General features: G+C 72.3%; 13 protein-coding genes and 1 tRNA gene. 3 read left to right on the forward strand and 11 right to left on the reverse strand.

Features of this window, described 5'->3' with window-relative positions; genetic code table 11:
* Positions 1-142: 142 nt before the first annotated feature.
* From ampD to FFT10_RS15260, 5 genes are read right to left on the reverse strand one after another with little or no spacing between them, the layout of a single operon-like run.
* Positions 143-727 carry a 1,6-anhydro-N-acetylmuramyl-L-alanine amidase AmpD gene (ampD, locus tag FFT10_RS15240; RefSeq protein WP_137733703.1) on the reverse strand — a complete coding sequence of 195 codons (585 nt, stop codon included), beginning with the start codon at positions 725-727 and terminating at the stop codon, positions 143-145.
* Complete coding sequence (locus FFT10_RS15245) at positions 724-2,235, reverse strand: sigma-54-dependent transcriptional regulator (RefSeq protein WP_137733704.1); 1,512 nt, start codon at positions 2,233-2,235, stop codon at positions 724-726. Before FFT10_RS15245 ends, ampD begins: the two co-directional genes overlap by 4 nt.
* Positions 2,232-4,136 carry a sensor histidine kinase gene (locus FFT10_RS15250; RefSeq protein WP_137733705.1) on the reverse strand — a complete coding sequence of 635 codons (1,905 nt, stop codon included), beginning with the start codon at positions 4,134-4,136 and terminating at the stop codon, positions 2,232-2,234. Before FFT10_RS15250 ends, FFT10_RS15245 begins: the two co-directional genes overlap by 4 nt.
* Positions 4,133-4,384, reverse strand: a complete 252-nt coding sequence (locus tag FFT10_RS15255; RefSeq protein ID WP_306446574.1) for a PP0621 family protein — start codon at positions 4,382-4,384, stop codon at positions 4,133-4,135. Before FFT10_RS15255 ends, FFT10_RS15250 begins: the two co-directional genes overlap by 4 nt.
* A gap of 13 nt (positions 4,385-4,397) precedes the next feature.
* Positions 4,398-5,255, reverse strand: a complete 858-nt coding sequence (locus FFT10_RS15260; protein ID WP_174246110.1) for a cytochrome C assembly family protein — start codon at positions 5,253-5,255, stop codon at positions 4,398-4,400.
* A gap of 52 nt (positions 5,256-5,307) precedes the next feature.
* On the opposite strand from FFT10_RS15260, the gene ffh reads away from it, so the two are divergent.
* The gene (gene ffh, locus FFT10_RS15265) at positions 5,308-6,663 is read left to right on the forward strand and encodes a signal recognition particle protein (protein ID WP_137733706.1); all 1,356 of its coding nucleotides are present in this window, start codon (positions 5,308-5,310) and stop codon (positions 6,661-6,663) included.
* On the opposite strand, the gene FFT10_RS15270 is transcribed toward ffh, so the two are convergent.
* On the reverse strand, positions 6,548-7,768 hold the full coding sequence (locus tag FFT10_RS15270; protein ID WP_137733707.1) for a PEP-CTERM sorting domain-containing protein: 1,221 nt from the start codon (positions 7,766-7,768) through the stop codon (positions 6,548-6,550). The two genes, ffh and FFT10_RS15270, sit on opposite strands and share 116 nt — an antisense overlap.
* 89 nt (positions 7,769-7,857) lie before the next feature.
* Here FFT10_RS15270 and FFT10_RS15275 point away from each other — a divergent pair, with 89 nt between their 5' ends.
* Positions 7,858-8,307, forward strand: a complete 450-nt coding sequence (locus FFT10_RS15275; RefSeq protein WP_137733708.1) for a CAP domain-containing protein — start codon at positions 7,858-7,860, stop codon at positions 8,305-8,307.
* Here FFT10_RS15275 and ftsY read toward each other — a convergent pair whose 3' ends face one another.
* Positions 8,308-9,483, reverse strand: coding sequence for a signal recognition particle-docking protein FtsY (gene ftsY / locus FFT10_RS15280; RefSeq protein WP_137733709.1), 1,176 nt, complete (start codon positions 9,481-9,483; stop codon positions 8,308-8,310).
* 65 nt (positions 9,484-9,548) lie between these two features.
* Between ftsY and FFT10_RS15285 the strand changes: the two genes are divergently transcribed.
* Positions 9,549-9,625: transfer RNA gene (locus FFT10_RS15285), tRNA-Met, on the forward strand.
* A gap of 56 nt (positions 9,626-9,681) precedes the next feature.
* Here FFT10_RS15285 and FFT10_RS15290 read toward each other — a convergent pair.
* Genes FFT10_RS15290 through mmsA form a run of 4 tightly spaced genes read right to left on the reverse strand, consistent with a single transcriptional unit; the run spans position 9,682 to position 14,361 of the window.
* The gene (locus FFT10_RS15290; RefSeq protein WP_137733710.1) at positions 9,682-10,692 is read right to left on the reverse strand and encodes a galactose-1-epimerase; all 1,011 of its coding nucleotides are present in this window, start codon (positions 10,690-10,692) and stop codon (positions 9,682-9,684) included.
* On the reverse strand, positions 10,689-11,609 hold the full coding sequence (araC, locus tag FFT10_RS15295; protein WP_137733711.1) for an arabinose operon transcriptional regulator AraC: 921 nt from the start codon (positions 11,607-11,609) through the stop codon (positions 10,689-10,691). Before araC ends, FFT10_RS15290 begins: the two co-directional genes overlap by 4 nt.
* Before the next feature lie 5 nt (positions 11,610-11,614).
* Positions 11,615-12,826 carry a multiple monosaccharide ABC transporter permease gene (mmsB, locus tag FFT10_RS15300; RefSeq protein ID WP_137733712.1) on the reverse strand — a complete coding sequence of 404 codons (1,212 nt, stop codon included), beginning with the start codon at positions 12,824-12,826 and terminating at the stop codon, positions 11,615-11,617.
* Positions 12,823-14,361: a multiple monosaccharide ABC transporter ATP-binding protein gene (gene mmsA / locus FFT10_RS15305; protein WP_137733713.1), complete on the reverse strand. Its 1,539-nt coding sequence runs from the start codon at positions 14,359-14,361 to the stop codon at positions 12,823-12,825. The genes mmsB and mmsA overlap by 4 nt, the downstream gene beginning before the upstream one ends.
* Positions 14,362-14,369: the final 8 nt, after the last annotated feature.

Below are 14,369 nucleotides of genomic sequence, written 5' to 3' on the forward strand. Positions count from 1 at the left end.
GCGTCAGGTCAGGGGCTGAAGAATAGCACGATGAGGCACTATATCTAGCGCTTCAGGCCCCTTCAAGCACTACCGGTAGCGTGCTTACCCGCAAAGCCTGTGGATGCGCTGTGGACAGCTTGTGCACCGCCCGGGCGTCGGCTCAGTGCCCCAGCCGCAGCCCCGGCGGGTAGCCCGGCAGGGCCTGCAGGGCAGCCCAGTCGAAGCCGGGCCCGGGATCGTGCTTGCGGCCGGGCGCCACATGCTCATGGCCGGTGATGGCCTGCAGCGGATGGCGGCGTGCCAGGGCCTGCAGCAGCGGCACCAGGGCCTGGTACTGCGCGGCCTCGAAGCCGCCACCCTCCAGGCCTTCCAGCTCGATGCCCACGCTGTAGTCGTTGCAGTTGGGCCGGCCCTGCCAGGCCGACACGCCGGCATGCCAGGCCCGCCGGTCGGTGGACACGAACTGCTGCACCTGGCCACCGCGCCGCACCAGGAAATGGGCCGAGACCTGCAGGCCGCGGATGGTCTCGAAGTACGGATGGGCCGACCAGTCGAGCCGGTTGGTGAACAGCTGGGCGATGTGGTCGCCGCCGAACACGCCGGGCGGCAGGCTGATCGAATGCAGCACCACCAGGTCGACCACCGCGCCTGCCGGCCGCAGCCCGTGGTTGGGCGAGCGCAGCGCCTGCGCACCGGTCCACCAGCCGCGCTGCCAACGTGGCCGTGCTGCCACCGGACCGTTCATTCCGGCCCGTGCTCGGCCACCTGGATGCCCAGGCGGGCCATGCGGTAGCGCATCTGCCGCAGCGACAGGCCCAGGCTGCTGCCAGCCGCCGTGCGGTTGAAGCGGTGCTGCTCCAGAGCGCGGATGATGATGTCGCGCTCCACCGCATCCAGGTGGGCCACCAGGTCGCCGGGCAGCGGCACGGCGCCTGCCGGCACGGCCGGCGGCGGCGCCGCGGCGGCCGCGGCCTCGACGGCCTGCCAGTCGCTGTCGGCGCCGCCGTCCTCGCCCAGGCCCAGGTCGGCCGCCTGGATCAGCTCATCGCCCGACAGGGTGACCGCCCGGTGCAGCAGGTTCTCGAGCTCACGCACATTGCCGGGGAAGGCATGGTGTGCCAGCAGGGCCAGTGCCTCGGCGCTCAGCCGCGGCGGTGGTGACACACCGGCATCGCGGGCGATGCGCGCCAGCACCGCGTCGCAGATCAGCGGCAGGTCGCCGCTGCGCTCGCGCAGCGGCGGCATGCGCACCTGGATGACATTGAGGCGGTAATACAGGTCCTGGCGGAAGCGGCCCTCCTGCACCTCGGCTGCCAGGTCCTTGTGGGTGGCGCTGACGATGCGCACATTGACCGGCAGCTCTGCCGTGGCGCCGATCTGCCGCACCGAGCGCTCCTGGATCGCCCGCAGCAGCTTGCTCTGCATGGCCAGCGGCAGGTCGCCGATCTCGTCGAGGAACAGCGTGCCGCCCTGGGCGGCCTGGAAGAAGCCGGGGCGGTCTTCCACCGCACCGGTGAAGGCGCCCTTGCGGTAGCCGAAGAACTCGGCCTCCAGCAGTTGCTCGGGGATGGCGCCGCAGTTCACCGCGACGAAGGGCTGGGCCGCCCGCGGGCTGACCTCGTGCAGCGCCCGCGCCACCAGCTCCTTGCCGGTGCCGGACTCGCCCTGCACCATCACCGGCGCCATGCCGCGCGCCACCCGCTCGATCAGCGTGCGCACCTGCTGCATGGCAGGCGACTCACCGGCCAGGCGCTGCAACGCCGGATGCAAGGCCGCCATGGCGGGAAGCAACGGCTCGGCCACCGGCGGCGGCGTGGCCGCTGGCCGTGTGCCGCCCGACCGCCCGCCGGACGCGGGCGACCGCGGGGCCGCGGCCTCGGCCACCGGCCGCCCCAACGCCGAGGCCACCACGGTGCGGAACTGCCGCAGGTCGACCGGCTTGGTCAGGTAGTCGAAGGCGCCGGCCTTCAGCGCCTCCACCGCGTTCTCGGCCGAGCCGTAGGCGGTGATGACGATGGTCTTCTCCGGCCGGCCGGCGGCCTCCAGCCGACGCAGCAGGTCGATCCCGTTGCCGTCGGGCAGCCGCATGTCGGTGATCACCGCGCTGTAGCCGCGCTCGCCCAGCCGCGCCCAGGCCTCGGCCACCGAGCCGGCGCTGTCGACGTCATAACCCTCGCGCAGCAAGCTCAGCTCGTAGAGCGTGCGCAGGTCGGGCTCGTCGTCGACCACCAGCAGGCTGTAGTTGGCACTCATCGGGCGCGGGGTCCGGTCGGGGGGCTGGCGGCAGCGCCGGTGGCGGGTTCGCGCATCACCACGTTGAACACGTTGCGGTGCCGGGCACCGGGCGGCGACAGGCTGAAATCCATGCTGGCGCCATGGCGCTCGCACAGCTCTCGGCAAATATACAGGCCGAGCCCGCTGCCCCGGCTGCGGGTGGAGAAGAACGGCTCGAACAGGTGCCGCTCCACATCGGGCGGGATGGGGATGCCGTCGCTGGACACCGACACCGTCACCGCACCCATGGCCGGGCCGCTGGCCAGCCGCAGCCGGATGGCACCGGCCTCGTCGCTGGCATGCCGGCTGGCGTTGTCCAGCAGGTTGACCAGCACCCGGCGCAGGTGCTCGCTGTCGAAGCGCACCGGCATCGGCTTGGGCGGCAGGTCGACCACCAGGCGCCGCTCGGGCTCGGCCTCCGGCAGGGCGCTGCGGCGCCAGTCGGCGCACACGTTGGCCACCTCGGATGTGGCATCGATCACCACCACCGGCGTGGGCGCACCGGGCGCCACCGCCAGCACATCGTCGACGATGCGCTTGAGCCGGTCGACGTTGTCGGCCACGATCTGCGAGAGCCGCCGCTGCTGCGGCGGCAGCTCGTCCTCCAGCAGCAGGGCGTTGGCCTGGGCGATGGCGGCCAGCGGGTTGCGGATCTCATGCGCGATGCCGGCCGACACCCGGCCCATCGCGGCCAGCTTGTCGTTGCGGGCGCGGGCCTGCACCGTGCGCATGTCTTCCAGGAACAGCACGCAGATGTCCTCGGGGGGCGTGTCGTCGGCGCCGATGCCGCTGCGCCGGGTGAAGCGCGCCCGCACCTGCAGCGTGCGGCTCTGGCCATCGGCCAGGCTGAGCGGCAGCTCACGCGCGCTGGCCGGCCAGCTGCCCTCGGCATAGGCCTGCTCCAGCGCCTGTTGCAGCGGCCGCAGGCCGGGCTCGTCGGCCAGCGGCATCGGCACGGCCATCAGCAGGCCGGCCGGCCCCAGCAGTTGCCGCGCCGCCGGATTGATGGCGCGCACCCGGCCGCGGCGGTCGACCACCAGCACGCCATCGGCCATCTCCTCAATCACCAGGCGGTTCAGCAGCGTCTGCTGGCGGGCCATCTCCAGGCTGCTGCGGGCCGAGCGCTCCTCGCGCGCCAGGCGCTGCGACAGCTCGCTGGCCAGCAGCGCGATCAGGAACAGGCCGGCGCCGGCCAGGCCGGCCTGCGACAGCAGCAGCAGCACGTCGCCGCCGTCCACGGCCAGCGGCCAGACCCCCAGCATCAGCAGCAGCGACAGCCCTGCCGCCGTGGCCAGCGCCACCTTGCGGTGGGTGAGCACGCCCGACATCAGCACCGGCAGCACCAGCAGCGCGGTGTAGTTCAGCGGCGCCTGCGGCTCCAGGATGCGCAAGGCCGAGAAAGCGACCAGGTCGACACCGATGGTCCACAGCCACTGGCGCGGCAGCAGCTGGTCGGACGGCACGCCGTCATCGCGGCTGCCATGCAGCAGCCACAGCGACACCGCCTGGCTGGCATAGCCCAGGCACAGCAGGATCACCAGCACCGGCGGCTTGCCGCCACCCAGCGCGGCCACGAACGGCGCCAGCACCAGGGCCAGCGACAGCGCCGCCCGCGCCGCCACGTAGGTGCGCAGGATGCGCGGCAGCGCCGCGCCCTCGGTGGACACCAGGCGCTTGGCCTCGCGGGCGATGAAGTGGCTGTCGCTGGGCGCCTCGGGATCGTGCTCCAGCAGCGACGAGTCGCCCGGTCGCACCGCCGCGCCGCCCTGGGCCGGGTCGCCCCAGGCGCTGAGCCAGCCGTCCTCGCTGCTGGAGACCGGCGGCCGGCGCCGGTCGGCGCGGCGCCGGTCGGCCTTCCGGCGGTTGCCCGGAACGCTCATTCCGGCGGCACGCGGGCCGGGCCCAGCCGGCGGTGGGCATCGCTGCAGTACAGGCGCGAGCCCTCGGGCACGGCATCGGCCGCCGGCAGGTGCAGGCCGCAATGGGCGCACTCCGCCATCACCACCGGCGTGGTCTCGGCGGGCTTGGGCGCGTCGGCAGTGCGATCCCGGCGCGGGCCGCGCAGGCGCGTCACCAGGCTCCACACGCCGATGCCCACCACCAGCAGCACGAGCAGGAACTTCAGCATGGCCAACGCCCGCTCATCCCGCCACCGGCCGGGCGACCAGCACCTCGAACACGAAGCGCGAGCCGACATAGGCCAGCAGCAGCAGCACCGCGCCGGCATACAGCCAGCGGGTGGCATGGCGGCCGCGCCAGCCGCGCCACTGGCGGCCCGCCAGCAGGGCGGCAAACACCGTCCAGCCCAGCAGCGAGAACACCGTCTTGTGGTCCCAGCGCCACTGCGGTGCGGTGGCCACGCCCAGCAGCAGCGCGCCGGTCAGCACCACGAAGCCGGCCTCGACGAAGCGGAAGGTCAGGCGCTCCAGCCGCAGCAGCGGCATGCCCATCGGGCCGGCCGGCGCTCCGGCCGGGGACAGGCCGAAGGCACCGCTGGCGCCGGCCTTGCGCAGGCGCAGCTGGCGCTCGGCCGAATCCAGCATCCAGGCATGCAGCACCGCGGCGCCGAACAGCGCATACGAGGCCACGCCCAGCAGCCAGTGCACCGGCGCCCACACGTTCAGCGCCGCCCGCACCTCGCCCGGAAAGGCCCAGGCCACCAGCACCACCGCCGCGCCGTTGATGGCCAGCACGCGGCGCACGCCGGGCAGCGGCATGAAGCGGCTCTCGATCTCGTGCACCGCCAGCACCAGCCAGACGGTGAGCGACAGCACCGGGCCGAAACCCAGGCGCGCACCCGGCTCGCCGCGGCCCCAGCCGCCGATGTCCAGCCCCAGCAGCACGGCGTGCAGCAGCCAGCCCGCCACCAGCGCCGGCGCCGGCAGGCGCGACAGGCTGCGCGCGGGCCAGGCGGCCACCGCGTAGGCCAGCACCGCCATCAGCGCCAGCACCAGGGGCGCGACGCCCAGGGTCTGGACAGGGGCGATCGGTAGAATCATCCGGGACAGTGTACTTTCGCGGCCACCCCCTCATGGCGTGCCCGCCATGCCCATGGCCTCCACCCTTTCAGACCGTCTGTCGCGCCTCGTCAAGACGATGCGCGGCCAGGCCCGCATCACCGACAGCAACGTCGCCGACATGCTGCGCGAGGTGCGCATGGCCCTGCTGGAGGCCGACGTGGCGCTGCCGGTGGTGCGCGACTTCATCGCCCGCGTCAAGGAAAAGGCGCTGGGCACCGAGGTGGTGGGCTCGCTCAACCCCGGCCAGGCGCTGGTGGGCGTGGTGCACAAGGAGCTGGCCGCCACCATGGGCGAGGGTGTCAGCGACATCAACCTGGCCACCCAGCCGCCCGCGGTCATCCTGATGGCCGGCCTGCAGGGCGCCGGCAAGACCACCACCACCGCCAAGCTGGCCAAGCACCTGATCGAGAAGCGCAAGAAGAAGGTGCTGACGGTCAGCGCCGACGTCTACCGCCCCGCGGCCATCGAACAGCTGAAGACGGTGACGCGCCAGGCCGGCGCCGAGTGGTTCCCGTCCACGCCCGACCAGAAGCCGCACGACATCGCCCTGGCCGCCATCGACCATGCCCGCCGGCACTACTTCGACGTGCTGCTGGTCGACACCGCCGGCCGGCTGGCGATCGACGAGGCGCTGATGGCCGAGATCCGCGACCTGCACGCCACGCTCAAGCCCATCGAGACGCTGTTCGTGGTGGATGCGATGCAGGGCCAGGACGCGGTGAACACCGCCAAGGCCTTCAAGGAGGCGCTGCCGCTGACCGGCATCGTGCTGACCAAGCTGGACGGCGATTCACGCGGCGGCGCCGCGCTGAGCGTGCGCCAGATCACCGGTGCGCCGATCAAGTTCGCCGGCGTGTCCGAGAAGATCGACGGCCTGGAGGTGTTCGACGCCGAGCGCCATGCCGGCCGGGTGCTGGGCATGGGCGACATCGTGGCCCTGGTCGAGCAGGTGCAGCAGAACGTCGACCTGGGCGCGGCGCAGAAGCTGGCCGACAAGCTCAAGTCCGGCGACGGCTTCGACCTGAACGACTTCCTGTCGCAGCTGGGTCAGATGAAGAAGATGGGCGGCCTGTCCGGCCTGATGGACAAGCTGCCCAGCCAGCTGACGGCCAAGGCCGGCAACGTCGACATGGACAAGGCCGAGCGCGATGTGAAGCGCATGGAGGGCATCATCCAGTCGATGACGCCGCTGGAGCGCCGCAAGCCCGAACTGCTGAAGGCCAGCCGCAAGCGCCGCGTGGCCGCCGGCGCCGGCGTGCATGTCCAGGAAGTCAACCGCCTGCTGAACCAGTTCGAGCAGATGCAGGGGATGATGAAGAAGATGAAGGGCGGCGGCCTGATGAAGATGATGAAGCGCATGGGCGGGATGAAGGGGCTCGGCGGCTGACCGCCGCGAGGCCGTGCGAGAGCCGGCGCTGCAGGGCCAGCACCACCAGCGCCAGCGCCACCACGCCCAGCGTGCCCGGCTCGGGCACCGCACGCGCACCGTCCACGCTCTGCCGCACTGCAGTGCCCGGCTTGCCACCGCCGCGGCGCCCGCCGTCCTCCAGGCCCAGTGCATGGCGCACGCCGGTCAGCCAGGGCAGCCGCGGCGCCGCATCGGCCGCCAGGCCGACCCAGGGCACCGGCCCGCCCCGCGCAGCCTGGGCCGCCGTCAGCGCCCGCTTGTCGACCTTCTCGCCGCGCGCGCCCAGCACCGACACATTGCCGCAGACATCGGGCACCATCACCGCGTGCAGCTGGCCGCGCGCATCCCGCACCTCGTACAGGTCGCCACGCTCCACATGGCCAGACGCGAAGTTGACCCGGGCGCCCACGCACAGGGTGTGGCCGTAGGTCATCGCGAATGACCGCGGATTGAACTCGCGGCCATCGCCGACGGCACGGATCGCACCGGTGCGGATCTCCACCCGGTCGGTGATGGCACGCGCTGCGCGCCGCCGCGCCACCTCCTGCACCACCTCGGGCGGCAGCCTCGCCGCGCGCAGGGCCTGGGCGGTGGTGCCGCGGTAGGGCATGCGGCCGGGCTGGCCCCAGGCGCAGCCCTCGCGCACCGCCAGCGCCGGGCCGTCGGGCGCCGGCTCGGCAGCGGCCCGGGGCAGCGGCCTGGCCAGCGCGGCAGGCACCGGCCGGCCATCATGGCTGACGCCCTCCGGCACGTCCCGCAGTGCGGCCTGGTCGGCCTGGTGGCCCACGGCCATCAGCACCACCACCGCGGCCGGCACGGCGCAGGCGACGGCGCCGCCGACCAGCAGCCACAGCCCCTGGCGCACACGCTGGGGCAGCCCCGGCGCACGCACGGCGGGCACCACCGGCACCGGGTGGCGGCCACGCGGCAGCAGGCCGGTCCAGCCGCAGCTGGCCGCACGGCAGCGGTAGCGGCGCAGGTCGGCGTCCAGTTGCGGCGCCAGATCGGCGACCAGCCGGCGGGTGCGGCGCAGGCGCAGGCCGCACTGCGGACAGGCACGGGACGGAACAGTTGAAGACAGCACCTCTGCATATCGGCCACCGGGCCGGGATGTGCAGGCACAACATCACGGCCGCGGCTGCAGCGGACGCGCGCTGCGGCCGACAACCTGAGGTGAGCCACATCCACCCCTTCGCGCGCCGCGCCGGCGCCGCCCTGGCCCTGTGCCTGGCGCTGCCACCCATCCCGGCACGGGCCGGGGAGGCGCCCGACCTGGCCACCGGCGTGCTGGCCGAGGTGAACCGCTACCGCGTCAGCCAGGGTCTGGTGCCGCTGGTGGCCGACGACCGGCTGCAGGCCATCACCCTGGCCCACAGCCAGGCAATGGCGCAGCAGGGCCGGCTCAGCCACGGCGGCTTCCAGCAGCGCTTCGACCGCAGCGGCGCACGGCTGTGCGTGGAGAACCTGGCCGCCGGCTCGCTGCAGCCGGCGCGGGTGGTGGCGGCGTGGCAGCGCTCGCCAGAGCACCACCGCAACCTGCTGGAGCCGCGGGTGCAGGTGGCTGGCGTGGCGGCCACAGGCAGCGTGGTCAGCCTGCTGGCCTGCCGCTTCGACAGCCCGTGATCAGCTCAGCAGCGCCTGGGCGAACTCGCGCGCGCTGAAGGTCTGCAGGTCTTCCAGCTTCTCGCCCACGCCGATGAAGTAGACCGGCACCGGCCGCTCGCGGGCGATCGCCGCCAGCACACCGCCCTTGGCCGTGCCATCGAGCTTGGTGACGATCAGGCCGGTGAGGCCCAGCGCATCGTCGAAGGCCTTCACCTGGGTCAGCGCGTTCTGGCCGGTGTTGCCATCGACCACCAGCAGCACCTGGTGCGGCGCGCCGGCATCGGCCTTGGTGATCACGCGCTTGATCTTCTTCAGCTCCTCCATCAGGTGCAGCTGGGTGGGCAGGCGGCCGGCGGTGTCGGCGATCACCACGTCGCGCTTGCGGGCCTTGCCGGCGCTCACCGCATCGAATGCCACCGCCGCCGGGTCGGCGCCCTCCTGGCTGATGATCTCGACCCGGTTGCGGTCAGCCCACACGGCCAGCTGCTCGCGCGCGGCGGCGCGGAAGGTGTCGGCGGCGGCCAGCAACACGGTCTGCTCGGCATCGGCCAGGTGGCGGGTGAGCTTGCCGATGCTGGTGGTCTTGCCGGCGCCGTTGACGCCGACCACCATCATCACCGTGGGCTGGAATTCGCCGACCACCAGCGCCTTCTCCAGTGGCTGCAGCAGTTCGGTCAGCGCATCGCCCAGCAGCGCCTTCACCCGCGCCGGGTCGGTGGCCTTGGCGTCCTTCACCCGGCGCTTCAGGTCGGACAGCAGGAACTCGGTGGCCTTGACGCCGGCATCGGCCATCAGCAGGGCCGATTCCAGCTCTTCGTACAGCGCATCGTCGATCTGCGTGCCGGTGAAGACCTGGGCGATGCCGCTGCTGGTCTTGCGCAGGCCGTTGCGCAGCTTGTCGAGCCAGCTCTGGCGGGCGGGCGGCGGGGCGGGCGGCGCGGCCTCGACCACCGGCAGCACCGGGGTGGCTGCAGGCGCTGGCGCTGGTGCCGGTGCCAGCGCTGGTGCCTGGGATGCGACCGGTGCATGCTGCTCGGCCGGTGCCGCTGGCGCGCCGGTGAGCTTGTTGACCGCGGTCTTCCACCATGAGCCGCCGCCCTCGGCAGCCGGTGGCGCGTCGGCAGGCGCGGCTGCCGGTGGCGCGGGTGCGGCCTCGGGCGGGGATGCCGACTTTTTCTTGAAGAAGCTGAACATTTATGGAAGTGCGTTGGAAGCGGCGATGAAGCCCGCGAAATCAGCCGCTATAATGGCGGGCTCATGGCGCTTTAGCTCAGTCGGTTAGAGCGACGGAATCATAATCCGCAGGTCCGGGGTTCGAATCCCTGAAGCGCCACCAACACCTGAAAGCCCGCCGGCCCCAAGCCGGCGGGCTTTCTTCATGGTGCGCACGCCTCAGGCCGGCGGCGTGTCGAAGGCCAGCCGCAGCGTGTGCTGCCAGACCTGGCCGGGCAGCAGCCAGACTGGCGGCTGCGGCCACTCCGGGTGGTGCACGCTGTCGGGCAGCCATTGCGGCTCCAGCGCGAGGCCGGCGTGGGCCGCCAGCGCACCGCCATCGCGGGCGGGCTCGCCCGCGAGGTGGCCGCCGGTGTAGAGCTGCAGCGACGGCATCGTGGTGAACAGCCGCATCCACAGCCGCGCATCGGCCGAGACCAGCACCGCGGCCGGGTGCTGCATCGGCCGGGTCTGGGGCGTGAGCAGCAGGCCATGGTCGTAGATGCCCGCAGCCCGGTCGTCGATGCGGCGCAGCGTGCGGAAGTCGAAGGCACCGCCGTCCACCGGGTCGAGGACGCCGTGCGGAATCAGGCTGTCGTCCACCGGCGCCACATGGCTGGCGTCGATCTGCAGGCGGTGCCGGCGCACATCGCCGGTCCGGCCGTCGAGGTTGAAGTAGGCGTGGTTGGTGAGGCACACCGGCGTGGGCGCGTTGCAGCGCGCCTGGAACTGCTGTTCGATGACGCCGCCGCCGCACAGCGTCACCGTCACCGCGATGTCGAGCGCGCCCGGGAAGCCCTGGTCGCCGGCGGGCGAGTGCAGCGTCCAGCTGGCGCTGTCGGTGCGGCGATCGCACAGCTGCCAGCGCCGGCGGTCGTAGCCATCGGGCCCGCCGTGCAGCTGGTGCGGCGAGCCGGGCTGCGGCTGCAGCGCCCAGTGCTGGCCGTCACGGTCGATCGCCGCACCGGCGATGCGGTTGGCCACCCGGCCGACGGTGGCGCCCAGGTAGGCGTGGTTGCGCAGGTGCCAGTCGGGCGTGGCGCCGCCCAGCAGCACCTCGCGCGGCTGCGGCTCCCCCGGCACCGGCACCTGCAGCGACCACCAGGTGGCGCCGATGTCGAGCAAACGCAGGCGCAGGCCGTCCGCGCCGACCAGCTCCACGACCTGCACCTCTGCCGGCCCGGCGCTCATGCGGGCGCTCCGGCGGCGGGCAAGTCGCCCCAGGGATCGTGCGCCTCCTCGCTGCTGCGGCGGAACTCGGTCGGGCTGACCCCCACCCGCTTGCGGAACACGCGGGAGAAGTAGAGCTGGTCGTCGTAGCCCACCCGCCCGGCGATCGCCGACACCGGCGCGGTGGTGCTCTGCAGCATGTGCTTGGCCAGGATGACGCGCTGGTCCTCGCGCCAGCGCACCAGGCTCACGCCCATCTGGTCGCGGAACAGGTGCGCCAGGCGCGACGGCGACAGGCACACATGCTGGGCGATCTCGTCGAGCGTGAGCTCGCGCGCCAGGTGGTTGGCGATGTGCTGGCAGGCCGCCAGCACCCGCGGGTCGAGCGGGCGTGACTGGAAGCCCGGCATCTCCTCGTGGCAACGGATCAGCAGCCGTTCCAGCAGGTTGATCGCCAGCTCTTCCGAGGTGCGCTTGCCGCCGCGGTGGGTGGTGTCGATGTCGATGAACAGCTGCTCGAACTCACGCCGCAGCGCCGGGTCGGCCAGGTGCAGCCGCCCCACCTTGCCGCCGGCGCGCGTGGGCCACTGCAGCCAGGCGGCCCAGAAGCCGCGCGGGCGGAAGTACACCCAGCGGTGGTACCAGCTGTCGCTGTCGGGCGCGCGGCCATAGTAGTGCGGCGTGCCGGCCGGGAACAGCAGCACGTCGCCCAGGCCGAATTCGGAGGTCTGGTCGCCATCACGCACGCTGCCCTGGCCCTGCACCGTGAGGTTGATGATCCAGCCCTTCATGCCGCCGGGGCGGTCGATGGTGAAGTCGAGCGTGCCGCCGCGCTCGATCGGCGTGAGCCCGGCCACCAGGTACAGGTTGAACGAGTAGCCCGGCAGCAGCGGGTTGAGCTGCTGGGCCGAGGCCTGGGGCAGGCGGCGCGGGGCCATTGCGGTCAGGCCTTGCCGTGGCGGTTGTTGAGCACGTCGAAGGCCACCGCGCCCAGCAGCACCAGGCCCTTGATGACCTGCTGGTAGTCGATGCCCACGCCGAGGATGGACATGCCGTTGTTCATCACGCCCATGATGAAGGCGCCGATCACCGCGCCCATCACTTTGCCCACGCCGCCCGAGGCCGAGGCGCCACCGATGAAGCAGGCCGCGATCACGTCCAGCTCGAAGCCCAGGCCGGCCTTGGGCGTGGCCGTGTTCAGCCGCGCGGCGAACACCAGGCCCGCCAGCGCCGCGAGCATGCCCATGTTGACGAAGGCGGCAAACGCCAGCCGCTCGGTGCGGATGCCCGACAGCCGCGCCGCCTTCTCGTTGCCGCCCAGCGCATAGATGCGCCGGCCCAGCACCGTGCGCTGGGTGACGAAGTCGAACACGAGGATCAGCGCGCCCATCACCACCAGCACATTGGGCAGGCCCTTGTAGGTGGACATCAGCCAGACCAGCAGCATCAGCAGCGCCGAGAACAGCAGCGTGCGGCCCGCAAACAGCAGGCCCGGCTCGACCGCGAGGCCATGCCGTTGCTGCGCCAGGCGCTGGCGCCAGGCGGCCAGCGCCAGCGCCACCGTGACCAGCGCCCCCAGCAGCAGCGAGGTCAGGCGCAGGCCGGAATCGGCCAGCAGCTCGGGCACGAAGCCGGAGCTGAGCTTCTGGAAGCCATCGGGGAACGGCCCGAGCGACTGGCCCTGCAGCAGCGCCAGCGCCAGCCCCTTGAACACCAGCATGCCCGCCAGCGTGACGATGAACGACGGGATGTGCAGGTAGGCCACAAACCATCCCTGGGCCGCGCCGATCACCCCGCCCACCACCAGGCACAGCAGCGTGGCCGGCAGCGGATGCCACTCCAGCTGCACCATCAGCACCGCGGCCAGCGCGCCGACGAAGCCGCACACCGAGCCCACCGACAGATCGATGTGGCCGGCCACGATCACCAGCAGCATGCCCAGCGCCATGATGACGATGTAGCTGTTCTGCAGCACCAGGTTGGTCAGGTTCAGCGGCTGCATCAGCGTGCCGTCGGTCATGACCTGGAAGAAGGCCATGATCGCCAGCAGCGAGCCCAGCATGCCGTACTCGCGCAGGTGGTGCTTCAGGTGGGCCAGCACGCCGGGCGCGGCCTCGGCCGCGGGCGTGGGCTTGGTGATCGTGGTGGTGTTCATGCGGCTTGGCGGCTGGCGGTCATGATCGCCTTCATGATGGCTTCCTGCGAGGCGTCGGCCGTGGGCATCTCGGCGACGAAGCGGCCCTCGCACATCACCAGGATGCGGTCGGTGATGCCCAGCAGCTCCGGCATCTCGGACGAGATGACGATGACGCTGCGGCCCTCGGCGGCCAGCTGGGCGATGAGGGCATAGATCTCGTACTTGGCACCGACGTCGATGCCGCGGGTGGGCTCGTCGAGGATCAGCACCTGCGGGTCGGTGAACAGCCACTTGGCCAGCACCACCTTCTGCTGGTTGCCGCCCGAGAGGTTGACCACGCGCTGGGTGGTGCCGGCGCTGCGGATGCGCAGCCGCTCGCGGAAGCCCTGGGCCACGCCATGTTCGCGCCCCCTGTCGATCACGCCCCAGCGCGCCACGCCGGCCAGCCGGGCCAGTGGGATGTTGAAGCGCAGGTCGCCGTCGAGCACCAGGCCGCTGCCCTTGCGGTCTTCGGTGACATAGGCCAGACCCGCGGCCACGGCCTGCGGCACGGTGCGCAGGTCCACATCGCGGCCGTTGAGCTGCACCCGGCCGGAGATGCGCGCACCCCAGGCCCGGCCGAACAGGCTCATCGCAAACTCGGTGCGGCCCGCGCCCATCAGGCCGGCGATGCCCAGGATCTCGCCGCGGCGCAGGTCGAGGTCGACGCCCTTGATCACCGCGCGCTCGGGGCGCTCGGGGTCGTGCACCCGCCAGCCGCGCACCGCCAGCACCGTCTCGCCGATGGCGGGGGTGCGCGGCGGGTAGCGGTCGGCCATGGCGCGGCCGACCATGCCGCGGATGATGCGGTCCTCGTCAACCGGGGTGCTGCGACAGTCGATCGATTCGACGGTGCTGCCGTCGCGCAGCACTGTCACCGTGTCGGCCACGCGGGCGATCTCGTTGAGCTTGTGCGAGATCAGGATGCAGGTGATGCCCCGGGCCTTGAGCTCCAGCAGCAGCGTGAGCAGCGCCTGGCTGTCGCGCTCGTTGAGGCTGGCGGTGGGCTCGTCGAGGATCAGCAGCCGCACCTGCTTGGCCAGCGCCTTGGCAATCTCCACCAGCTGCTGCTGGCCCACGCCCAGCTGGCCCACCGGCGTGGCCGGCGACAGCGCCAGCCCCACCTTGGCCAGCAGTTCCCGGGCGCGGGCGAAGCTGGCGCCCGCATCGACCACGCCGTGGCGGGCGATCTCATGGCCGAGGAACAGGTTCTCGGCGATCGACAGCTGCGGCACCAGGGCCAGCTCCTGGTGGATGATGATGATGCCCAGGGCCTCGCTGTCGCGGATGCCGGCGAACTGCCGCACCGCGCCGTCGAAGACGATGTCGCCGGTGTAGCTGCCAGCCGGGTGCACGCCCGAGAGCACCTTCATCAGCGTGGACTTGCCGGCGCCGTTCTCGCCCACCAGGGCATGGATCTCGCCGGTGGCCACGCGCAGGTTGACGCGGTCGAGCGCCACCACGCCCGGAAACGTCCGGCGGATGGCGCGCATCTCGAGCAGGGGCTGGTGCATCGTGGGTC

The organism is Pseudaquabacterium pictum (assembly GCF_005403045.1).
In the GTDB taxonomy this organism is placed as follows: domain Bacteria; phylum Pseudomonadota; class Gammaproteobacteria; order Burkholderiales; family Burkholderiaceae_C; genus Pseudaquabacterium; species Pseudaquabacterium pictum.

Excerpts from the sequence above, each read along its gene's own strand:
- ampD (WP_137733703.1), bottom strand. The coding sequence starts at position 727 with ATGAACGGTCCGGTGGCAGCACGGCCACGTTGGCAGCGCGGCTGGTGG.
- FFT10_RS15245 (WP_137733704.1), bottom strand. The coding sequence starts at position 2,235 with ATGAGTGCCAACTACAGCCTGCTGGTGGTCGACGACGAGCCCGACCTG.
- FFT10_RS15250 (WP_137733705.1), bottom strand. The coding sequence starts at position 4,136 with ATGAGCGTTCCGGGCAACCGCCGGAAGGCCGACCGGCGCCGCGCCGAC.
- FFT10_RS15255 (WP_306446574.1), bottom strand. The coding sequence starts at position 4,384 with ATGCTGAAGTTCCTGCTCGTGCTGCTGGTGGTGGGCATCGGCGTGTGG.
- FFT10_RS15260 (WP_174246110.1), bottom strand. The coding sequence starts at position 5,255 with ATGATTCTACCGATCGCCCCTGTCCAGACCCTGGGCGTCGCGCCCCTG.
- ffh (WP_137733706.1), top strand. The coding sequence starts at position 5,308 with ATGGCCTCCACCCTTTCAGACCGTCTGTCGCGCCTCGTCAAGACGATG.
- ftsY (WP_137733709.1), bottom strand. The coding sequence starts at position 9,483 with ATGTTCAGCTTCTTCAAGAAAAAGTCGGCATCCCCGCCCGAGGCCGCA.
- FFT10_RS15290 (WP_137733710.1), bottom strand. The coding sequence starts at position 10,692 with ATGAGCGCCGGGCCGGCAGAGGTGCAGGTCGTGGAGCTGGTCGGCGCG.
- araC (WP_137733711.1), bottom strand. The coding sequence starts at position 11,609 with ATGGCCCCGCGCCGCCTGCCCCAGGCCTCGGCCCAGCAGCTCAACCCG.
- mmsB (WP_137733712.1), bottom strand. The coding sequence starts at position 12,826 with ATGAACACCACCACGATCACCAAGCCCACGCCCGCGGCCGAGGCCGCG.
- mmsA (WP_137733713.1), bottom strand. The coding sequence starts at position 14,361 with ATGCACCAGCCCCTGCTCGAGATGCGCGCCATCCGCCGGACGTTTCCG.